This window comes from Brevibacillus invocatus, assembly GCF_003710915.1.
In the GTDB taxonomy this organism is placed as follows: domain Bacteria; phylum Bacillota; class Bacilli; order Brevibacillales; family Brevibacillaceae; genus Brevibacillus; species Brevibacillus invocatus.
The window spans coordinates 33,074-55,602 of record NZ_RHHR01000007.1; the positions used below are offsets into that span (position 1 = coordinate 33,074).

Annotated in this window: 20 protein-coding genes; all 20 read right to left on the minus strand. The window is 49.3% G+C overall.

The features are described 5' to 3' along the window. Window positions 1-15: 15 nt before the first annotated feature. The 20 genes from dapG to EDM52_RS02970 all read right to left on the minus strand — a co-directional run bounded on the left by dapG (window position 16) and on the right by EDM52_RS02970 (window position 22,468). A complete protein-coding gene (dapG, locus tag EDM52_RS02875; RefSeq protein WP_122907497.1) occupies window positions 16-1,242 on the minus strand; it encodes an aspartate kinase in 1,227 nt (408 codons plus the stop codon). An 11-nt stretch (window positions 1,243-1,253) separates the two neighbouring features. Beyond that, entirely contained in the window at window positions 1,254-2,294 is a 1,041-nt protein-coding gene (locus tag EDM52_RS02880; protein WP_122907498.1) for an aspartate-semialdehyde dehydrogenase, read from the minus strand. Between the two features lie 57 nt (window positions 2,295-2,351). Beyond that, window positions 2,352-2,948: a dipicolinate synthase subunit B gene (locus EDM52_RS02885; protein ID WP_122907499.1), complete on the minus strand. Its 597-nt coding sequence runs from the start codon at window positions 2,946-2,948 to the stop codon at window positions 2,352-2,354. After that, window positions 2,941-3,843, minus strand: a complete 903-nt coding sequence (gene dpsA / locus EDM52_RS02890) for a dipicolinate synthase subunit DpsA (RefSeq protein WP_122907500.1) — start codon at window positions 3,841-3,843, stop codon at window positions 2,941-2,943. Before dpsA ends, EDM52_RS02885 begins: the two co-directional genes overlap by 8 nt. A 138-nt stretch (window positions 3,844-3,981) precedes the next feature. Next, the gene (locus EDM52_RS02895) at window positions 3,982-4,242 is read right to left on the minus strand and encodes a YlmC/YmxH family sporulation protein (RefSeq protein WP_057134172.1); all 261 of its coding nucleotides are present in this window, start codon (window positions 4,240-4,242) and stop codon (window positions 3,982-3,984) included. Window positions 4,243-4,434: 192 nt separating this feature from the next. After that, on the minus strand, window positions 4,435-5,691 hold the full coding sequence (locus tag EDM52_RS02900) for a M16 family metallopeptidase (RefSeq protein WP_122907501.1): 1,257 nt from the start codon (window positions 5,689-5,691) through the stop codon (window positions 4,435-4,437). Between the two features lie 111 nt (window positions 5,692-5,802). Further along, window positions 5,803-6,783, minus strand: coding sequence for a polysaccharide deacetylase family protein (locus EDM52_RS02905; protein ID WP_122907502.1), 981 nt, complete (start codon window positions 6,781-6,783; stop codon window positions 5,803-5,805). A gap of 134 nt (window positions 6,784-6,917) precedes the next feature. Beyond that, the gene (gene pnp / locus EDM52_RS02910) at window positions 6,918-9,065 is read right to left on the minus strand and encodes a polyribonucleotide nucleotidyltransferase (RefSeq protein ID WP_122907503.1); all 2,148 of its coding nucleotides are present in this window, start codon (window positions 9,063-9,065) and stop codon (window positions 6,918-6,920) included. A 251-nt stretch (window positions 9,066-9,316) separates the two neighbouring features. After that, the gene (gene rpsO, locus EDM52_RS02915; RefSeq protein ID WP_049738821.1) at window positions 9,317-9,586 is read right to left on the minus strand and encodes a 30S ribosomal protein S15; all 270 of its coding nucleotides are present in this window, start codon (window positions 9,584-9,586) and stop codon (window positions 9,317-9,319) included. 136 nt (window positions 9,587-9,722) lie between these two features. Further along, window positions 9,723-10,664 carry a bifunctional riboflavin kinase/FAD synthetase gene (locus tag EDM52_RS02920; RefSeq protein WP_122907504.1) on the minus strand — a complete coding sequence of 314 codons (942 nt, stop codon included), beginning with the start codon at window positions 10,662-10,664 and terminating at the stop codon, window positions 9,723-9,725. 2 nt (window positions 10,665-10,666) lie between these two features. Further along, entirely contained in the window at window positions 10,667-11,593 is a 927-nt protein-coding gene (gene truB / locus EDM52_RS02925; RefSeq protein ID WP_122907505.1) for a tRNA pseudouridine(55) synthase TruB, read from the minus strand. Next, complete coding sequence (locus tag EDM52_RS02930; RefSeq protein WP_122907506.1) at window positions 11,586-12,581, minus strand: DHH family phosphoesterase; 996 nt, start codon at window positions 12,579-12,581, stop codon at window positions 11,586-11,588. Before EDM52_RS02930 ends, truB begins: the two co-directional genes overlap by 8 nt. Then, window positions 12,571-12,936 carry a 30S ribosome-binding factor RbfA gene (gene rbfA / locus EDM52_RS02935; RefSeq protein WP_122907507.1) on the minus strand — a complete coding sequence of 122 codons (366 nt, stop codon included), beginning with the start codon at window positions 12,934-12,936 and terminating at the stop codon, window positions 12,571-12,573. Before rbfA ends, EDM52_RS02930 begins: the two co-directional genes overlap by 11 nt. A gap of 24 nt (window positions 12,937-12,960) precedes the next feature. After that, window positions 12,961-13,242 (minus strand): DUF503 domain-containing protein, encoded by a 282-nt coding sequence (locus tag EDM52_RS02940; protein ID WP_122907508.1) that lies wholly within the window; start codon window positions 13,240-13,242, stop codon window positions 12,961-12,963. Next, complete coding sequence (gene infB, locus EDM52_RS02945; RefSeq protein ID WP_122907509.1) at window positions 13,242-15,779, minus strand: translation initiation factor IF-2; 2,538 nt, start codon at window positions 15,777-15,779, stop codon at window positions 13,242-13,244. The genes EDM52_RS02940 and infB overlap by 1 nt, the downstream gene beginning before the upstream one ends. 22 nt (window positions 15,780-15,801) lie before the next feature. Then, window positions 15,802-16,101 carry a YlxQ family RNA-binding protein gene (locus tag EDM52_RS02950; protein ID WP_122907510.1) on the minus strand — a complete coding sequence of 100 codons (300 nt, stop codon included), beginning with the start codon at window positions 16,099-16,101 and terminating at the stop codon, window positions 15,802-15,804. Then, a complete protein-coding gene (rnpM, locus tag EDM52_RS02955; RefSeq protein WP_122907511.1) occupies window positions 16,098-16,388 on the minus strand; it encodes an RNase P modulator RnpM in 291 nt (96 codons plus the stop codon). The genes EDM52_RS02950 and rnpM overlap by 4 nt, the downstream gene beginning before the upstream one ends. A 2-nt stretch (window positions 16,389-16,390) precedes the next feature. Further along, complete coding sequence (gene nusA, locus EDM52_RS02960) at window positions 16,391-17,482, minus strand: transcription termination factor NusA (RefSeq protein WP_122907512.1); 1,092 nt, start codon at window positions 17,480-17,482, stop codon at window positions 16,391-16,393. 42 nt (window positions 17,483-17,524) lie between these two features. After that, window positions 17,525-17,983, minus strand: a complete 459-nt coding sequence (rimP, locus tag EDM52_RS02965; RefSeq protein WP_122907513.1) for a ribosome maturation factor RimP — start codon at window positions 17,981-17,983, stop codon at window positions 17,525-17,527. 174 nt (window positions 17,984-18,157) lie between these two features. Next, on the minus strand, window positions 18,158-22,468 hold the full coding sequence (locus EDM52_RS02970; RefSeq protein WP_122907514.1) for a PolC-type DNA polymerase III: 4,311 nt from the start codon (window positions 22,466-22,468) through the stop codon (window positions 18,158-18,160). Window positions 22,469-22,529: the final 61 nt, after the last annotated feature.

The window sequence follows — 22,529 nt, forward strand, 5'->3', positions numbered from 1 at the left end:
ATGGATGTTCCAGATTTACACGTGATGTTGATGAAGATGGAATTGTTGATGCAAGGCACGGACGGCTCTTACCATATCAGACTCATGAACCAGTACCCAGATCGTCGTGTGGGAGTCAGCAGACTGGAGAATTTGAATATCCTCATTGGTCAAAGCTTCTACGATTTGTGCCATGACGCCTGGAACGCCGGTCATACCAGCACCAATCACCGATACTTTGGCACAATGTGGCAAGAGCTGAGGCTCATAGCCCATCTGTGTCAACAATCTCGCCGCTTTTTCCCCCAACTCATCATGAACGGTGTACGCCACTCCCAACGGATTTACGTTGATGAAATCAACGCTGATCGAATTGGTTGCCATCGTTTTGAATACTTGCAGCTGCGTGTCGTACTGCCCTTCTTTGTTCGCCACTTTTATCTGCGTAATGTTGGGGACATGAGCGATCCCCATCACGACCCGATCGTGTACAGTGTAACCAAGTCTGCCTATTTCCAGCATGGTGGTAACCAGCGTTCCGGGGTCGTCCGAAAACGTGGAACGGACGCGAATCGGTACATTCGCTTGCATGGCAATCTCCACTGCGCGTGGATGAATGACCTTTGCGCCCAGATGAGCCATATTGCAAATCTCTGTATAAGTAACTGTGGATAAGGGCTGAGCTTCTTCCACAATCCGTGGATCTGCAGTCATAATTCCTTCAACATCCGTAAATATATCAACCATTTCTGCCTGCAAGGCTACGCCAAGTGCAGTAGCGGTCGTATCGCTGCCGCCTCGGCCAAGTGTCGTAATCTCCCAGTCAGCTGTCCGTCCTTGAAAGCCCGGTACAATCACCACTTGATTTTCTTCCAGTTCTTGTAAAATGCGGACAGGGTCAATCGTTGTGATCTGAGCATTGGTGAAATCATCACTAGTAATGATATTCGCCTGCCCACCCGTCAGTATCTTTGCCTGGACCCCGTGAGCATTCAACATGCTGCACATTACGGTTGCGGAGATGATTTCTCCTGTATGCATCAGCATATCCATCTCTCGACTCGGCAATTGATTCCCATTATTGCGAATGAGTTGCAAGAGTGTATCTGTTGCATACGGATCTCCCTTGCGCCCCATGGCGGAGACGACTACGACGAGGGAGAACCCCTCGTCTATCGCCTTTTCTATATGGTAGATTGCCCTCATTCGGCAATCCTCTGTCGTCAAGGAAGAACCACCGAACTTCTGGACGAGAATCTTCACAAACCTCTCCCCTATGCTCTTGCTTTGATGAGTTCCTCAGCGATTTGCACCGAATTCCAAGCAGCACCCTTTAACAGGTTGTCAGATACAATCCACATATGCAGTCCACGAGGATGATGCAGGTCACGTCTTACCCGACCGACAAACACATCCAGTTTTCCAGTAGCATCTGTTGCAAGTGGATACTTTTGCTCTTCCGGTACGTCTACAAGTACGATCCCTGGTGCATTCTCCAAGAGGGATTTCACTTCAGCCAGATCGTAGTCCTCTTTTAATTCTACGTATACAGATTCACTGTGCCCGTAAACGACCGGGATACGTACGCAGGTTGCAGAAACCAAGACCTGCTCATCACCAAAGATTTTTTTCGTTTCGTTGATCATCTTCATTTCTTCATACGTAAATCCATTATCCGTAAATACATCGATTTGCGGAATGGCATTGAAAGCAATCTGATGATGGACGGGAAGCTTACCGACAGGCAACACTTCACATGTAGGTTCTTTTCCGTCCAATACTTCGCGGCTTTGCGCCTGCAGTTCATTGATGGCAGATTGACCTGCACCAGAAACTGCCTGATAGGTGGATACAATAATACGATCTATGCCATAGCGATCATACAAGGGTTTCAGAGTGGCAACCATCTGAATCGTGGAGCAGTTGGGATTCGCAATAATTCCATTATGAGCCAGAGCAGCATCCATGTTTACCTCTGGTACGACTAAAGGCACATTCGGGTCCATCCGGAATGCACTGGTATTATCAATAACGACCGCACCATGATTTACTGCGTGATGAGCCAATTCCTTACTGACTCCACCGCCAGCGCTGAACAAGGCGAAATCGATACCAGCGAAGCTTTCTGGTGTTGCTTCTTCCAGAACAATTTCTTGCCCCTTAAACGTGACTGTCTTACCGGCCGAACGTCCGGATGCGAGCAGCTTCAACTGTTTAATTGGAAAATTACGCTCTTCCAGAATTCGAATCATTTGCTTTCCTACTGCACCGGTCGCACCTACTACCGCGACGTTAAAAGTCAGTTGGTTCGCCATCTCTTACTCTCCTCCTAATCGCGAAAAAACAAATCAATTGGTTTTTCTCTAGTTTTTTTAGTAGTTGAATCTCTCGATAAGCAGGGGTTGCAATTGTCGTCCTTCCATCGCAGCCACACAGGTTTCCACTAACAGGTCCATGCGTGCTACGAGTGAATTAGGCTTTTTGTCCGGGGCATCCTGCCCGAACGGAACGAAGTAGATATTTTTGGCAGCCAACAGCTTGGCAATATTGGCCGCATTTAATCCCAACCCATCATTGGTGGATATGGCCACTACCAGCGGCCTCAGATTACGCATCGTCGCTTTTGCAGCCATCAGCACGGCACTGTCTGTAATCGCATTTGCCAAACGGCTGGTGGTGCTACCTGTACAAGGAGCTATCAGCATGACATCAAGGAGTTTGGACGGCCCCAAAGGCTCAGCCTGAGGAATCGTAGAGATCAGTTCCTCACCCGTAATATCCTTGATCTTCTGTTGCCAGCTTTGCGATGTACCAAAGCGCGTATCGGTAGTCATCAGCGTATGGGAGACAATCGGAATGACCCGTGCGCCTTCATCAACAAATCGTTGGATTTGCGGCATCGTCTCCTCGAATGTGCAATGCGAACCGGAAAGTCCAAATCCAATGGTTTTCCCCTGTAGTTTAGTCATGTTGATTCCCCCTGGATATCATTTGCTCCGCAATGAGACGAGACAATGTTTGAGCTAAGATTTGTCCTGCGGTTTTTGGTGCAACGATTCCGGGCAGTCCGGGTGCGAGAAGTGCTTTGATCCCTCGTCTTTCCGCGTAGCGAAAATCTGTGCCACCCGGCTTGGATGCGAGATCAAGAATGAACGCCGACTGCGGCATCTGAGCAATAACCTCTGCTGTCAGAATTAATTGCGGGATGGTATTAAAAATAAAATCAACATTCGTTACATTTTGCCTTAATTCGCTTATATGGAAGGGAGTTAATCCCATCTCATAAATGCGTGCCAAGTGTTCCTGACGCCTTGCTCCTACATGAACATGAGCTCCAAGTGCATGTAATGCCCGAGCCATCGATAATCCAGTACGGCCTAACCCTAATACGATACACTCCGATCCGTGAATCGTAATATCAGTATTTTGAATCGCCATCATTAAAGCTCCTTCCACCGTGGGAATGGAGTTGTAAATGGCTACGTCATCACGATCCAGCAGTTCCACCAAAGGTATATTCTTTGGATCTAAAAGTGCTCGCAGATAAGGCTTTGCCATCCCTGTGTATACCACGCAGTGATCCTGCAGGCAGGCAATGTGCTCTTCTTGCAGCTTGAGTTGTTTGGAACAAAAGATGCTTTCTACATATCCATTGTCATCGGTTCCGACAATAGGTAGGATGAGGGCATCCGCGTCTTTCAACACATCGCATGATAATGGTCTCTTCGTTGCCCCTGTGAAATTGCTTTCCAGGTTGTCGAAGCCGATCAACTTAACAATCGCATCCAGTTGTATGCAGCGTTTTATTACTTCCAACTGGCGCGCGTCTCCGCCGATGAAGGCAACATGTATGCCCGTTAGCATGCTGCGTTCCCCTTTCCACACATTTTACTGCATCTTGATTGAAACGCAAAGGTTTTTCCTCAGGATTGCACAGACGAAAAAAACGTTGCGGTCTACCCCCATCCTATTCGCATGCCCTTGGTTCGGTGACACTGGTGTCTACTTTGGAAAAGCTTGATTCTCCTGTTGTTTTAGCTGGATAATGATCATATCCGGCCCAATTTTGACAATCGAGTTCCACGGTATGACGATATCCTCTTTTTTCTTTCCAAGTCCAAGAAAGCTGCCACCTGGCAATATGATCGATTCGATACTCCCGCTTTCGGGATTGATGACCAGATCGGAGTCGCTGATAACACCCATTCTTTCCCCGGTATCGAGTCCAATGATTTCCTTGCCCCCCAGCTCGCTCAAACGCATATCGCATCTCCCTTTGTCCAAGTGATTTACTGTTGATATACGCAAAAAAACCCGGCCTATGCCGGATTTTTTTCTGTGAAAAACGTCTCGACGTTTTTCATAACAGGGGATGTGACCGCTTGCGGTCAAACACTTTTGTCCCCCGAAGAGAGGGGAAAACGGTCATGACCGTTTTGTTCAGTCAGCTGCTATTTATGGAAGGAGGACATCATTTTTCACATTGGAAGGATAGCTGTCCAGTGGGCTAACCATGGCCAGCGCCATTTTATTGCGGAACAACTCCTGCGCCACCGCCAGAACAGATTCATGGGATACACGGTCAATCTTTGCAAGTATCTCATCGAGGGTGAGATGACGTTCCAGCAGCAGCTCGTTTTTGCCCAAACGGCTCATACGGCTGCTGGTGCTCTCCAGGCTGAGCATGAGACTGCCTTTGAGCTGTTCCTTGCCTTTATTCAGTTCTTTTTCCGTGATGCCATTCTCTGCTACATCTCTCAAAATATGGGTGACGATATCAAAAACCTGACCCACGTGTTCAGCAGCAGTGCCGGAATAGATCGTAAATGTACCTGCTTCCTTGTAAGAAGAATGGTACGAATAGACCGAATAAGCCAGTCCTCGCTCCTCCCGTATTTCCTGAAACAGTCTGGAGCTCATGCTGCCACCGAGTACATTGTTCAACAGCACCAAGGAATACGAATTTTCATGTCCAACCTGAAAGCCGGGAAGAGAGATGCACAAGTGCGCCTGCTCTGTTGATTTTTGATGGGCGATGATCTCCCCCGCAAATGGTGGTACGGTCAGGCTGACTGGTGCACCTTGACGTTGAAAAGCAGAAAAACGCTTCTTGATTTCTTCAATCAGGGAATCATCGTAGTTTCCTGCAACCGTAATCACGGTATTGATCGGCAGGTATCGCTGCTCGGTATAACGCAGGAGGTCCTCTCTTTTCAGACTGCGCAGCACATCCTCTGTCCCCAGAATGGAGTAGCCTAGTGGGTGATTACTATAGCTGGCGCGGCTGATCAAATCGTGAACGAGGTCATCCGGCGTGTCCTCGTACATACTGATCTCTTCGATGACAACATTCTTTTCTTTTTCTAATTCTTCGCTATCAAACACGGAGTGAAAAAACATATCCGCCAAGACATCCAGTGCAATCGGAGCATGCTGATCGAGAACGCGAGCATAGTAGCAGGTGTATTCTTTAGAAGTAAACGCATTCACATTACCGCCAATCTCATCGAAGGTTTCGGCAATTTCCTTCGCAGAGCGAGTTGTCGTTCCCTTGAAGAACATATGCTCTAAAAAATGCGAGATCCCATTGTTTTGTTCATTTTCATATTTCGAACCCGTACCTACCCAGATGCCGATAGCAACAGAGCGCACAGACGGGATTTTTTCCGTTACGATCCTCAGACCGTTTTCACACGTATGACGTTGTATCACACAAATCCTCCTTGGTGAATCTTTTCGTCTCTCTCTGATTTATCAGGAGCAATCCTGTAAACACGTCTAACTATAGCAAACTTCCTGCCTCTCCACAACAAATGAGCACAGTCAGCTGTTTTTTGGGAAGCGTTTGCTGGAAAGCAGTTCGGATACGGTCGTCGGCACCAGCCCTTTTTGTTTGGCAAGTGTCAGCAAATGATCCAGGCTGGCTTCTGAGGCGGCAGTCGGATGCATCAGGACGAGGACGCCATTTTCCATCTTTTTCGTGATCCGTTGAATGACCGTTTGCGGTGAAGGTTTTTGCCAATCTATGGTGTCCGCCGTCCATAATATAGTCTGCATCTGATAGGAGGAGTGGGCGATGTCGACGACTCGTTGATTAAAAGAGCCAGATGGAGGAGCAAATAACGTGGGTCTACTTCCGAGCGTTTGAAAAACGACTTCCTGTGTACGATGGATTTCCTGATGGATCCGATCCACACCCAAGTTTTTCATGTCCGGATGAGAATAGGCATGATTACCGATTTCGTGTCCGCGCTGAGCAATTTTTTTGACTTCATCCGGGTACTTTTTAGCCCAAGAGCCGTCCAGGAAAAAAGTCGTTTTTACCTGATGTTTATCCAATGTGTTGAGCATCGAATCCAGATACTCATTCCCCCAGGCGACGTTAACCATGAACGAAATGGCCGGCTTCATAGGATTGCCACGATAAACAGGGTGAGCTCCCAGTTGTTTCAAGGAAACGGCTGGCTCTACTTCTTTGTACACGAGTAATTCGGGTCCAGGGTTTTTAGCGGTCAACATCTTCTCGAGAGATGCTTCCACATCCACTATCAAACCGTTGTAACCAGGTATGGCCTTCCAGGTCTGATCGACCTTCGCGTCAATCGGCGCTTCCTCCCGTCCCTCTTTCCATTTTTCAATCATTTCCCGCAAACGTTCCTTCTCGTCAACATTCACGGAAACAGAAACCGCTTCTTTCTCTTTTATTGTATGAACGTAATGGTCTATTGGTTGGAAATTGATGATGACGGTCAGTAATGTCGCCCCTACGATGGTAAGCCAAAGCCTCCTCTTTTCGCGCTTCATGGAACCATTGCCCCCTCCAGAACGTACAAGTTTCTCTTGTCCAATCTATGTGCGGGAGCGAAAGGTTAGAAGAAAAAAGAAAAAGCTTCCGTACACGAAGTTTTCTTCGGGTGACGAAGCCTTTTGTGGGTAAATTATTCAGCTTGAGCCGGTGCAGATTCAGCCTGCTTGGCTGCAGCTTGTTCTTTCAAAACAGCTTTACGGGACAGATTGACACGACCTTGGTCGTCAATTTCCGTAACCTTCACTTCTATTTTATCGCCGACTGCTACGACATCTTCAGTCTTGGCTACGCGTTCTTCAGCCAGCTGGGAAATGTGGCACAATCCTTCTTTGCCTGCGAACAGCTCTACGAATGCGCCGTACTTCTCTACACGTTTTACTGTACCCATGTAGATTTGTCCAACCGCAACCTCGCGAACCAAGTCTTCAATGATCTGTTTCGCGCGCAGGTTTGCTTCATGGTTGATGGAAGCGATGAAGACACGTCCATCTTGCTCGATATCGATCTTGACGCCTGTTTCCTCGATGATCTTGTTGATCACACGACCCTGAGGACCAATGACATCGCGGATTTTCTCCGGATTGATGGACATCGTCATGATTTTTGGAGCGTAAGGCGAGAGCTCTGTACGCGGCTTGGAAATCGTGCTCATCATGTGCTCCAGGATGTGCAAACGTCCAATGCGAGCTTGCTCCAGCGCCAATTGCAAAATTTCACGGTTGATACCCGAAATTTTGATATCCATCTGGATCGCTGTTACGCCTGCTTCGGTACCTGCTACTTTAAAGTCCATGTCACCCAGGTGATCTTCCATACCTTGAATATCGGTCAGAATGGAGAATGTTTGCCCATCCTTGCCCATAATCAAGCCCATCGCGATACCTGCTACCGGAGCCTTGATCGGTACACCCGCATCCATCAGCGCGAGTACGCTTGCGCAAATCGAAGCCTGAGAGGTAGAACCGTTGGATTCAATGACTTCCGATACCAATCGAATGGTGTACGGGAATTCGGTTTCACTTGGAATGATCGGCTCAATCGCACGCTCACCCAACGCACCATGTCCAATCTCGCGACGACCTGGCGGGCGCAATGGACGTGCCTCTCCCACACTGTAAGGCGGGAAGTTGTAGTGATGCATGAAGCGTTTGGACTCTTCCAAACCCAAACCATCCAGAATTTGGACGTCTCCCAGCGCACCCAGCGTACAAATGCTCAGAGCTTGTGTTTGTCCGCGTGTAAACATACCGGACCCGTGCGTACGAGACAGGATACTTGTTTCACTAGAAAGTGGGCGGATTTCATCAAGTGCTCGTCCATCTGGTCGTACTTTTTCATCGGTGATCAAACGACGAACCTCGTCCTTGACGATGTTGCCGAGAACCTCCGAAATCATTTTTTCGTTCAGCGCAAAGCTTTCGGGATCTTGCGCTGCGAAATGTTCCAGCGTTTCTGCCTTGATTTGGTCGATAGCATCGTAGCGAGCTTGTTTTTCCTCGATACGGACCGCTTCCTTCATGCGTGCTTCCGCAACGTCACGAACAGCCTGATCAATCTCAGGATTGACTTCATGCAGGATTACCTGCATTTTTTCTTTCCCGATCTCAGAAACGATCTGCTTTTGGAACGCGATCAGCTTCTTGATCTCTTCATGACCTGTCATGATCGCTTCCAGCATAATGGCTTCTGGAACCTGATTAGCAGAAGCTTCTACCATGTTGATAGCTGTTTCGGTACCAGCTACTACGAGGTGAATATCACTTTTTTCCGCTTGTTCAACGGTAGGATTCACGATAAATTGACCGTCTACGCGGCCAACAATCACCCCAGCAATCGGGCCTTCAAAGGGAATTTCAGACACGCTTAATGCTGCAGAAGTTCCGATCATCGCGGCGATTTCAGGTGAACAATCCTGATCCACGGAAAGTACGGTATTTACGATTTGTACATCGTTACGAAATCCGTCTGCAAACAGTGGACGAACCGGACGGTCAATCAAGCGGCTGGCCAGAATTGCCTTTTCGCTCGGACGTCCTTCTCTCTTAATAAAGCCGCCAGGAATTTTCCCAACCGCGTAGAGACGTTCCTCGTAGTTTACAGTGAGCGGGAAGAAATCAAGCGCTTTTGGTTCCTTCGAGACCGTCACTGCAGACAGGATTGCCGTATCGCCGTACCGAACCAGAACCGATCCCTGCGCTTGTTTGGCCATTTTGCCAAATTCGAGCGTCAGTTTGCGGCCTGCCAGTTCGAAGTCATATGTACGGTATTGTTGCTCCATGTTGCTAGCAGTCCTCCTTCACGACAATGTGCATATCTACACTTTGTTTTCTACCTGTATGTATTATTTCCTGCCATGATAAAAATTAAATGGATACCATTGGCAGTCTTCCCGGATAATAAAAAAAGCTTCTATTGAAGCTATTTTCGAATCCTTTTCATACGTACGGACGAGCTTGCCATCCAAGAGGCAGCAAGCCCCATCCAATACAGTAAGAAAAAGCGGGTAAACCCGCTTTTTCAAGACGTACCTTAGCGACGCAGACCCAAACGGTCTACTACGGAACGGTAACGTTGAACATCTGATTCTCTCAAGTATGTCAACAGGTTACGACGTTGACCTACCATTTTCAACAGACCGCGACGGCTGTGGTGATCTTTCTTGTGCGTACGCAGATGTCCGTTCAGGTTGTTAATGTTTTCGGTCAAGATAGCGATTTGCACTTCTGGAGAACCAGTATCGTTCTCATGAGTACGGAATTCTTGAATCAATTGAGTTTTACGCTCTTGAGTCAATGCCATCTAGACTCACCTCCTTGTTTTTATACCGTTAGCCGAGTCTGCCGTCGGTGAGAATCGGTCAGCCAAGCCACGGTTATCTGTACAACGTTATGAATTATATCATACCGATTTGCGAAAAGCAAAGTGAAATCAATAACTAGAATGAATCTGCAAATCGTTGTTTGGCTGTAGCGACATCCTTTTGAATCTGTGCGATCAGCGCATCTACTCCTGCGAATTTTTGTTCTTCACGAATATAGAAGAGTAGCTCTACTTCCACATCTTTGCCGTAGATTTCGCCTGAGAAATCAAACAGGTGTACTTCTAGCGATTTTTCTTTCTTCTCCAGCTCAAACGTCGGTTTGATACCCACATTCATCACGCCAAAGTAGGATTGCTGATCGACGGTAAAGCGGACACCGTATACGCCGTTCTTCCCGATCAGATACGGTGCTGACACAGAGACATTGGCAGTCGGAAAGCCAATCGTGCGCCCCCGCTTGTCGCCATGAACCACAGTACCCCGGACCTTATACGGACGCCCCAGCAGATGACGTGTCTGTTCCACATCTCCATGATGCAAATACTCGCGGATGATGGTGCTACTCACCTTTTCCCCCAGACGATTGACTGGCCCGATAATATCTACACCGTATCGACCATGGCTCATTTCCTGCAGGGTTTGTGCGGTACCCATCCCGCGGTGTCCAAACGTATAATCAAAGCCGACCACCACCTGGCGGCAGGATAACGGCATCAGACAATCCGTGATGAAATCCTCGGGATACACTGCCGCAAAAGCAATGTCAAACTGCATCACGTACGTCTTCTCCACACCCATCTTTTCAAACTGCTCCAGCTTGTCAGCCAGAGGTGTCAAATAACGGGTATATCCGCTTTGCCCCAAAACCTCACGAGGATGGGGATCAAAGGTGAGGACCGTACTTTGCCAGCCATTGGCTCTGGCCGTATCGATTGCTTTTTGGATGACGCGTCTGTGTCCGATATGCACGCCGTCAAAATACCCCAACGCAATCGCAGTGGGTGTCGCCTCCTGAAAATCTTTGGGTAATGGATAGGTTAAGTATATCGTTTTCACAGTTACACCTCGGAAGGAAAGACTTTTTCTGCTTTGGCAAAGAGGCCTTTTTCCCCTCGGCATACACGATGGATACCGAGCAATTGCTCACCGGCAAACAGGCAGATTAAGCTCCCTTCCTCCGCTTCCACTCCTGGCAATCCAGTAGTCAGACCATTGAGGACAGCCTTGGCGCGTTCTGGCTTTACCTGAAAAGATGGCAGAAAAGATACTGCCTCACGGATGCTCAGCAACGGACGGAATATGTCTTTGCCCTGCGCTGCCATTTCTTCCAATTCTCCTAATGGGATCGCTTCCTGCTCTGTAAACGGGCCGCTCTTGATACGCCGCAACAGCTTCATATGGGCAGGATACCCCAGAGCACGCCCAAGGTCAACACATAAGGTGCGCATGTAGGTGCCTTTTGAGCATGTGCACGTAAAACGAACGTCCACCATACCCTGCTCCACACTTACCTCATGCAGGGTCAAATCGTAGATCGTAACCTTGCGAGCCTGTCGCTCCACGACAGTTCCTTCCCGCGCCAGATCGTACAGTCGTTTGCCATTTACTTTCACCGCAGAGAACATGGGAGGTACTTGTTCAATCTCTCCGATAAAGCGCTGGAACAGCTCTTCGATACGCTCTCTGGTGATTGACGTTGTCGCTACTTCCTTTTGCTCGGTGATTTCGCCCGTCGCATCCTCCGTCGTCGTCGCATACCCGATGCGCATCACGACATCATAGCGTTTGGGTAGCTCCTGCAAATACTCGACCAGTCGGGTGGCATGCCCCACACAGATCGGAAGAACGCCTGTAACTTCGGGATCGAGTGTACCGGTATGACCGACTTTCTTTGTTCCGTACAGTCGTCGAATTCGTGCCACACAGTCATGCGAAGTCATGCCGGCAGGTTTATCCACAACCAGTACGCCACTTACATTACTCATCAACCTTCACTCCTACCGCTTCCCCCAGCACCTGCCAAACTTTTGACTGTACGTCTGCAAGGTTTCCGCGCATGGTACAGCCTGCTGCCTTGGCATGCCCGCCTCCGCCAAAATGCTTGGCAATGGCAGACACATCAACGCGATCACGGGCACGCATGCTCACCTTTATCACTCCAGGCTCCGATTCTACAAAAGATACACCGACCTCGACGCCTTCAATGTTTCGGCAGTAGTTGACCAAACCGCCTGCATCTTCACGTGCGGCATTCTCCTGGACAAAATCCTCAGGCCGAACCGTGATGGAGGCGACCAGGTTTTGATGAGACAGTGTGAGGGTTTGCAAGGCCCGACGCAAAATTTTCACATGGGCAAACGTGATTTCTTCCAGGCAGCGCTCGGCTACATCCCCCGGTTTGACTCCATAATGGAGCAGTTTGGACGCGATCTCCATCACACGTGGAGATGTGTTAGAGTAGCGAAAGCCTCCTGTATCTGTCAGTAAGCCTGTGTAAACGCAAAGAGCCAATTCCTCGTCGAAACTGACGCCTGCTGCAATAGCGACATCATACAGGATTTCAGCCGTAGCGGCAGCATCTGTGCGAATCAGATTGACAGTACCAAACCCATCATTGGTCGGATGATGATCGATATTGAGCAACACCGCCCCAGACGCAAATAAAGACCGTACATCGCCCATCCGCGACTCATCGGCACAGTCTACGGCGATTACGGCCCCGAACGTATCGTCCAGCGATTCCTCCGAAAGATTGCGAAGAAGATCAAAACGAGGCAAAAACGAAAATTTAGCCGGGGTCTCTCCTTCGTTGACAACTATGTATTCCTTGCCCATTTTCTCAAGCATCAAGCAGACGCCCAATGCAGAGCCCGTGGCATCGCCATCCGGATTCACATGCGAAAGAACCAGGAAGCGGTCGTGCTCCTGCATGAATAGGGCCGCTTCCTTTACTTGATCACTATTATGACTCATCCCGTTTTTCCCCTTCAGTGGAGATTTCCCGCAGGATCGTTTCGATTTTGGAGCCGTAGTCGATCGATTCATCCAGCTTGAATACAAAGTCCGGGATATGGCGCAGCTTTACTCGTTTGCCGATCTCCGTGCGCAGATACCCCTTTGCTTTATGCAAGGCAGACAGTGAAGCTTTACGCTCTTCCTCGCTGCCAAAAATGCTGACGAATACCTTAGCAAGCTGCAAATCGCTTGTTACTTCTACATCTGTAACCGTGACGAAGCCAACCCTCGGGTCTTTCAGTCCACGCTGAAGAACGAGACTCAGTTCTTTTTTAATCTCTTCACCCACGCGGCTCATGCGTGTTTTGTTCATTCCTTTTCACCTCCGTCGGCTGCTCTAACCGTAGTATTCCGTATCGACATGAATCAACTCCACGTCGGGATGAGTTTCCACCAATCGAATAGCAGCCTGCATCTCTTGCTGCAAAAAAGAGATTTCATTAGCAACGGCAGCGATACCCAATTCGGTACGCTGCCACTGCTCCTGATAAGCCACCTCCGCTGCGGAAAGATTAAACCGGCTCCGCAGCTTGCCAATCAGACTCTTGACGATGGCTCGTTTCTCTTTCAAGTTTTGGCATGCGGGCAGAAACAGTTCAATCCGCGTACCTGCAAACATTATTGTTTCACTTCAACCATGACGAAGGCTTCCACAACGTCCCCGACCTTGAGGTCTTGGAAGCGTTCCAGGGTCAAACCACATTCGTAGCCGGCATTGACATCCTTCGCATCGTCTTTAAAGCGTTTCAAGGTCTCAAGCTTACCTTCGTAAATGACAATACCTTCACGAATCAAGCGAGCACCTGCATCACGGCTCAGTTTTCCTTCCGTCACATAGCAACCGGCAATGTTACCGATTTTGGAAACCTTGAAGACTTCGCGAATCTCGGCTTGACCGATGATGCTTTCCTTATAAACAGGATCCAGCATACCTTTCAGTGCTTGCTCGATCTCTTCGATGACGGTGTAAATGACGCGATGCAAACGAATGTCGATCTTCTCTTGCTCAGCCATGCTGCGCGCATTTGGTTCAGGACGTACGTTGAAACCAATCACAATTGCATTTGAAGCATTCGCCAGTGTCACGTCTGATTCGGTAATCGCACCTACACCAGTATGAATGATCTTCACACGTGTACCATTCACATCGATCTTCTCCAAGGAACCACGGAGCGCTTCTACGGAACCTTGTACGTCCCCTTTTACGATCAGGTTGAGTTCCTTGATGTCGCCTTCCTGGATGTGTTGGAACAGATCGTCCAGGGATACGCGCGTATTTTCACGACGCTCGGACTCACGTTGCTTTGAGGCACGCGCTTCACCGATCGCACGCGCTTTTTTCTCATCCTCAAACACCCTGAATTGGTCGCCGGCTTGAGGTACATCGTTCAGTCCTGTAATTTCTACAGGTGTAGACGGGCCAGCTTCTTTCAGACGACGTCCCTTGTCGTTCACCATCGCACGGACACGACCGTAAGCAGAGCCCACTACGATTGGGTCACCCACATGGAGTGTACCCTGCTGAACCAGGATAGTAGCGACAGGGCCACGACCTTTATCCAGCTCAGCCTCTACGACAGTACCGCGAGCGCGTTTGTCCGGATTGGCTTTCAGTTCCTGCACTTCAGAAACGAGCAGAATGTACTCAAGCAGCTCTTCGATACCGATACGTTGTTTTGCGGAAATTGGCGAGAAGATCGTTTCGCCACCCCACTCTTCAGCAACCAATTCGTACTCTGTCAGCTCTTGCTTGATACGATCAATATTTGCTTCTGGCTTATCTACTTTGTTGACAGCCACGATGATCGGTACACCAGCTGCCTTGGCGTGGCTGATCGCTTCCACAGTTTGTGGCATGACACCGTCGTCGGCAGCAACTACCAGGATCGTAATATCCGTAATTTGTGCACCGCGCGCCCGCATGGTTGTAAAGGCGGCGTGACCAGGTGTATCCAGGAAGGTAATCTTCTTCCCTTTGATTTCTACTTGATAGGCACCGATATGCTGCGTGATACCGCCCGCTTCGCCGGAAGCGACGTTCGCAGAACGAATAGCGTCAAGCAAGGTCGTTTTTCCGTGGTCAACGTGACCCATGATCGTCACAACTGGAGGACGCTCCAGCATTTTTTCGGGTTCGTCTACTTCTTCCAATGTCTCGAAGTTGGTTTCGTCGATGACGATTTTTTCTTCGACTTCCACATTGTACTCGGCACAAATCAGTTCAATCGCATCTTTTTCCAGGTACTGGTTGATCGTAGCCATAATACCCAAATTAAACAACTTTTTAATGATTTCCGCCGGTTCCTTGCGCAGTTTTACCGCCAGCTCATTTACTGTAAGCGAGTCCTGGAAGGTAATTTTGGTAGGTGGCTCAATGACTGGACGGGGTGCTGATTGCTGACCTCGTCCGTTATTGCGGTTTCTGCCTTGGTTGCGGTTATTCCCACCACGGAACGGTTGGCTCTTTTTATTGTCTTCAAATGTCTTTTTAGTTGGAGGTGCTTTCTTGATCTTCTCCCGTTTTTCGGTGCTAACATTGGACGGAAGCTTCACTTTGTCTTCAAAATCGTCTCCAGTGCGTCCTTCCACTTGCGGTGCCGCATTTTGGGTTTGCGGTGGACGTTGCTGATTTTGTGGACGATTTTGGTTCTGTGGTCGTTGCTGGTTTTGCGGTCTTTGTTGATTCGATGTCTGCGGTTTGCGGTCAGTCGGTTTTGCGGGTTGACTTCTCATATTGTTAGGTTTTCTCTCCTGATTCTTCCCCTGATTTTTCCCCTGTTGAGGACGCTGTTGATCGGGACGGTTGCTTGGGTTGCTTCCTCCACGATCACGATCTGCCGGACGTTCCACGTTCTGTTGCTGTGCTGGCTGACCCTGGCCCGATTGTTGGGATCGGGTTTGTTGTCCTCTGGAGTCGTTGGGGCGTCGTTGATCGTCTGCTTGTTTCGGTCTTGCGGCGGCTGCTGGTGCAGTGCGCTGTTCCGGCTTGGACCCAGCCCGTAACTTGGCCATATGATCCTCGATCTTCTTGATCGTCCCTTCTTCCATGATACTCATATGATTTGCAACTTCGATATTTAAACGTTTTAGTAAATTGAGGATTTCCTTACTGCTCATGTTGTGTTGTTTGGCATATTCATACACACGTGTCTTCAAATGTACTCCACCCTTTCGTAAATTAGGTGAGCAGACGCTGAATGCTTTCCGCCAACTTCCCATCCGTTACCGCCACGGTTACTCGCCCATCTTTTCCGATCGCGTGTCCCAGTGAATATCGGTCTGACGTGGTTACACATGAAACACCGTAATAGGAACATTTGTCTTGCACTTTTTTGGCGGTATTCCCAGATGCATCAGCCGCGAGCAACACCAGTCGGGCCTGACCGCTACGAACAGCCTGCAGGACCATTTCCTCTCCGGTAATCACTTTCCTTGCTCGCATTGCCAATCCGAGCAGCTGAGCTGCCTTTGGGTTCATCGACCCATCATCTCCATCCAGTTATCGCGAAAAGCATCGTACTTCTCCTGGGTAATGGACATGTTCAAGGCGCGCTCCAGCACTTTTTTCCATTTTCCAGATGCAAAAGCATCCGGTTTCAGGCAGCTATCCTGCCGACATACATAAGTCCCGCGTCCGGCGGCCTTTCCGGTCAAATCGATGACGATTTCTTCATCGGGCGTTCGGACTACACGGATCAATTCCTTTTTTGGAAACATGCCTTGGCAGACAATGCATTTACGCAAAGGGATCTTTTTTTGCTTCATGATTATTCGTTGTCCGCTCCTTCATCGCCCTCAGGTAATTTCGGATAGACGATGCCTTCTTGATCAGCTTGTGTTTCGCTCTTGATATCGATTTTCCAGCCAGTCAATTTGGCAGCAAGTCGAGCATTTTGACCGCGCTTGCCAATTGCAAGTGACAATTGGTAATCAGGTACGATGACCCGGGTTACTTTATCGGCTGCATTCACTTCAACATGCAATACTTTTGCAGGGCTGAGTGCATTCGCCACATACTCGGAAGGATCTTCCGACCAGCGTACGATATCGATCTTCTCACCTTTTAGCTCAGTAACAATCGTCTGTACGCGCATGCCTTTAGGCCCTACACAGGCACCTACAGGATCCACGTCAGGATTGATGGAATGAACAGCGATTTTGGAGCGATCTCCAGCCTCACGAGCCACAGACTTGATTTCCACGACACCGTCGTAAATCTCTGGCACTTCAAGCTCAAACAAGCGCTTCAAGAGTCCTGGATGAGTGCGGGAAACGACGATCTGGGGACCTTTTGTGGTCTTTTCCACCTTGATAATGTACGCCTTTACACGATCCTGTGACTTAAAGTCTTCGGAAGGCATTTTTTCCGTAATCGGCATAACCGCTTCTGCCTTGCCCAGATCAATGTAGTAGTTGCGTGCATCCATACGCTGAACGACACCTGTGACGATATCGTCTTCGCGTTCGATGAATTCGCTGTAAATCAAGCCCCGCTCTGCCTCACGGATACGTTGAGTAACGACCTGCTTCGCTGTTTGTGCAGCAATGCGTCCAAAGTCGCGCGGCGTTACCTCGATCTCCACGATATCCTCCAGACGGAAGTTCGGATCAATTTCTTGAGCTGCCTCAAGAGAAATCTCCAGACGTGGATCCAGCACTTCCTCCACGACGTTCTTGCGTGCGTACACGCGCACTAGTCCAGAATGACGATTCACATCCACCCGCACGTTTTGTGCAGAGTTGAAGTTTCTTTTGTATCCAGAGATAAGAGCTGCTTCAATGGCTTCGATCAGTATATCTTTGGAGATGCCTTTTTCTCTCTCAATGGCCTCTAATGCCTCAATAAAATCGCCGTTCATGACTTGCGTTGCCTCCTCCTTTACTACCACCAACCCTGTCTATTAAAAGACGATTGACATACGGGCCGTGTCAATTTGTTCTTGGGAAATGATGTACGTTTTCTTCGCTTCTTTAACCGTGAGTTTGCCATCCTCAAAGGATAGTAGTTCACCCTCGAACTGGCTAGCTCCTTCTATCGGTTCTTTGGTCGTAATATTTACGTGTTTGCCGACAGCTTTTTTGAAGTCTTTATCGTTTCGCAGTGGGCGCTCTGCACCCGGTGACGAGACTTCTAGAAAATAAGCGGTTGGAATCGGATCCGTTTCATCAAGCTTCTGGCTTAATTTCTCGCTCACAAGGGCACAGTCATCGATGTCAATATTGCCGACTTCATTGTCGATGAACACGCGCAGAAACCAGTTGCTGCCTTCTTTTTTGTACTCGATGTCAACCAGTTCCAGCCCCATCTCGCTCACAATGGGAGTGACCAGTTCGGTGACAATGTCCGTTACCTTGCTCAAGCAAGTACCTCCTTTATCCGGTGAAAAATGAAGCATGAGGTTTGGCCAGAAAGAAAGAGTGGGTTTCCCCACTCTCGATCTGTCATGCGTATAAAACCAGTATTTCCAAAAAAATTATAGCATAACAGCCCTTCGCTGACAACCTTTGGATGATTCGGGGGTCTTTTGTGCGCTTTAGAACAGGGATAGCTGATTGGATTCTGGCAATCCTTTCAAGGCCCCTTGCTCCTCGAGGTATTCCAAAATGGTTTTGGAAATGCGTGAACGCGACAACAAATCTTCCTTGGAGAGGAATTCTCCGTTTTCGCGAGCTTTCACGATGGAAATCGCGGCGTTTGTACCAAGCCCAGGGAGCGCGTTAAATGGAGCGAGCAACGAGTTTCCTTCGATCAGGAAGCGAGTTGCGTCTGAGCGATACAAGTCTACGTTGGCAAACGAGAAGCCGCGCTCCACCATCTCCAGCGCCATTTCCAAAACAGTTAGCAGGGCTTTTTCCTTCGGTTGGGCGTCATGACCCTTGCCTTCAATCTCCTCGATCTTCTGCCGGATCGCAGCAGATCCTTTTACCATGAGGGGAATGTCAAAGTCATCAGCGCGTACGGAAAAATAGGTCGCGTAGAACTCAAGGGGTCGATGCACCTTGAAATAGGCGATCCGTACCGCCATCATGACGTATGCGGTAGCATGGGCTTTCGGGAACATGTACTTGATCCGCTGACAGGATTCGATATACCAGTCCGGGACGTTGTTCTTGCGCATCTCTTCCTGATCTTCCTCCGGCACGCCTTTTCCTTTCCGCACGGACTCCATGATTTTAAAGGCTCGGGATGGCTCCAGTCCTTTATAAATCAGATACACCATGATATCGTCGCGGCAACCGATTACGTCCGGCAGCTTGCACGTACCGTTGCGAATGAGTTCCTGCGCATTATTCAGCCAGACATCTGTTCCGTGAGAAAGCCCCGAGATCTGTACCAGCTCCGCAAACGTCGTCGGCTTGGTGTCTTCCAGCATCTGACGGACGAACTTGGTGCCAAACTCCGGTATACCCAGCGTTCCCATATTCGAGCCAATCTGCTCAGGAGTCACACCCAAAGCTTCAGTAGAACTGAAGATCGACATCGTTTTCTTGTCATCCAGCGGGATGGTTTTCGGGTCCATCCCCGTCAGATCCTGCAGCATCCGAATGACGGTCGGATCGTCGTGTCCGAGAATGTCCAGCTTCAACAGATTGTCATGAATGGAGTGGAAGTCAAAATGCGTCGTGCGCCACTCGGATTCATTGTCATCGGCCGGGAACTGGATGGGGCAAAAATCTTCAATTTCCATGTAGTCTGGGACGACGATAATTCCGCCCGGGTGCTGACCGGTAGTCCGCTTTACACCGGTGCAGCCGTTGACCAGGCGAGCGACCTCGGCATTGCGCAAGGTCAATCCGCGCTCATCTGCATATTTACGCACGTAACCGTAAGCGGTCTTTTCCGCTACCGTTCCAATGGTCCCCGCACGATAGACATAATCTGCTCCGAACAGCTCCTGTGTGTACTTGTGCGCACGCGGCTGATAATCCCCGGAGAAGTTCAAGTCAATATCCGGTACCTTGTCTCCCTTAAAGCCCAAGAACGTCTCAAACGGAATGTCTTGTCCATCCTTGGCAAATGGAGTACCGCAGGAAGGGCAATCCTTGTCCTCCAAGTCAAACCCGGAGGCGATCGATCCGTCCGTAATGAATTCACTATGCTTGCAGCTAGGGCAGCGGTAGTGCGGCGGTAGCGGATTCACCTCGGTAATCTCGGACATGGTGGCCACGAAGGACGATCCCACGGACCCCCTGGAACCTACCAGGTATCCGTCATTCAACGACTTGGTCACCAGGCGCTGCGAGATCAGATAAATCACGCCGAAGCCGTGTTTGATAATACTGTTCAGCTCTTTTTCCAGACGACTTTCCACCAGCTCAGGCAGTGGATCTCCGTACAAAGAACGGGCTTTGTCATAGCACATCTGGCGCAGCTCTTCATCTGCTCCCTCGATGATCGGCGTGTACAGCTTATCCGGAATCGGACTGACATCCTCGATCATGTCAGCGATCAGGTTGGTGTTGGTTACGACAACCTCTTTGGCCGTCTCTTCACCCAGGAAGGCAAAGGCCTCCAGCATCTCTTCGGTCGTAAAGAAATAGAGCGGCGGTTGATTGCCGGCCGTAGGATCTCCCTTGGAGAGCAGGAAGATGTCCCTGAAGATATCGTCCTCCGGATTCAGAAAATGTACATCCCCCGTCGCCACCACAGGCTTGTTCAGTTCTTTTCCCAAATCCACGATCATGCGATGATAGCCCTTCATGGTTTCCAGAGAAGGGATTTCTTCATTGCGCAAAAGCGGAGAATACTGCGCGACAGGTTGAATTTCCAGGTAATCGTAATAAGCTGCGACTTCTTTCAATTCCTCCGGTGATTTCCCCCGCAGGATCGCCTGCATCATCTCGCCATCCTTGCATGCCGTTCCAATCAGAAGCCCTTCGCGGTACTTGCTCAGCTGGCTACGCTGGATTCTTGGCCATCGGTAAAAGGTCTCCACGTGAGAGCGGCTGACGAGCTTGTACAGGTTCTTTAGCCCCTCTTTGTTTTTCACCAAAATGGTGGCGTGAAAAGGACGGCTGCTCTTGTAATCCGCTTCTTCGTTGCTCTTCTCATTCAGCTCGGCTAAAGTCTTAATCGATGCTTCTTTTATATCCTTGAGCATCTGCTGGAATACGTGCGCCAAAGCGACAGTATCATCCAAGGCGCGGTGAGCATTGATCAGCTCGACATTAAACTTTTTGGCCAGCGTGCCCAGTCGGTAATTGCGCATCCCTTTGTACATCAAGCGAGCGAGCGGCAGCGTATCCAAAAATGCGTTGTTCCAAGGCTCCATGCCGACTCGTTTGGCACATGCGTTGATAAACGCCTTATCAAACTCAGCATTGTGTGCGACTAGTACGGCATCTTGAGCAAAATCCTTGAATTTGCGCAGAACGACGTCCAACGTTTCCTTCCCGCGCAGCATTTCATTGGTAATTCCGGTAATCTCGGTGGTTTTCGGTCCAATTTCCAGCTGTGGGTCGATCAGCTCTGTCCATTGATCTACGATCTCCGAGCCTTTCATTTTGACCGCAGCGATCTCGATAATCGTATGTTCAGCTGCATTCAGACCTGTCGTTTCCGTATCGAAAACGACGTATTCTATATGCTCGTCGATCGGCCGGTTATTTTCCGATGTCAGGTTGTAGACGATGTCGATACCATCCTCTACGACATAGGCTTCCATCCCCAGAATGCATTTGATGTTGTTCTTCTTGGCGACGGAGTACGCTTCGGGAAAGGCTTGCACCACACCGTGATCCGTGATGGCAATCGCGGGATGGCCCCATTTGGCGGCTGTAGAAACGAGTGATTTGACTGACACCACTGCATCCATCGCACTCATGGGTGTATGACTGTGAAGCTCAACACGTTTTTCTTCCGCCTTGTCCTTGCGTACCACTTGCTCAATCTGATTGAGGTCATTGGCATTCATCACCAATTCCCGCATGAAGGTATCATGCTGTACGCTTCCTCGTACTTTCACCCACATGCCGTCCTTGAGTGCCTCCAGCATCTTGACGTCTTCCTTGTCGCGGGAAAAGATCTTGACCGTCAAGGAATCCGTAAAGTCTGTTACACAGAAGGTCAGAAGATGACGGCCGCTACGTAGCTCTTTTAGCTCTACGTTAAAGACCGCACCCTGAATGACAATGCGCCGTTCTTCATCCTGAATTTCATGAATAGGGATCGGTGCGTCCTTGATCTCATACCCAATCATCATCGTCGTAATGGCTTCAGACTTGTCGCCACCTTTACTTTCCTTCTCCTGCTGGACAGCGGACATCACGACTTCTACCAATGCACGTTCTTCTTCATCCCTTTGCTCGACAAAGGCCTTGTATGCTTCATCGCTTTCCTCTGCGTGGAAGCTAAATCGCGGTACACATCCCGTCGTCTGCTCGAACATGGCAATCAGCTCCGTATCGGCCTTCTTGCGCTTGATCATTTCAACAGTCATTTCCGTTGGCAGATATACTTTTACCTCTTGCTGCTCCACCAGCTTTCTCGCGCTTCGCATGGTGACAGCCAATGAATTGAGACTCCCCTCCAGACGAGACAGCAAAACCTCCCAGTACTCATCAACAGCGAGTTCAAGCGGAGGTAGCTGGCGATAGCGAAAGAACACATCCACTTCTGCCAGATGCGAGAAGGTCTGTGTCAAACGCTGAGTGAAGGCTTGGAACACTTGTGCAGGTAACAGGGATGGCAGCGTAAAATGAAACACCCACTTCTTGTTTTGCTTAAACAACTCCAGCTTGTCTATTTGTCCGTCTAGGAAAAAGCGCTCTACCCATTCCGCTGGTACGTCCATTTGCTTGATCAACAGGGAGAAGCGATGTTTTTGTTCTTGTAAACGGTCCACGATACTCCCACCTTCCCATATGAAAACCCCTATTGAAGCCTCCCCAAAGAGGAGCGTTCAC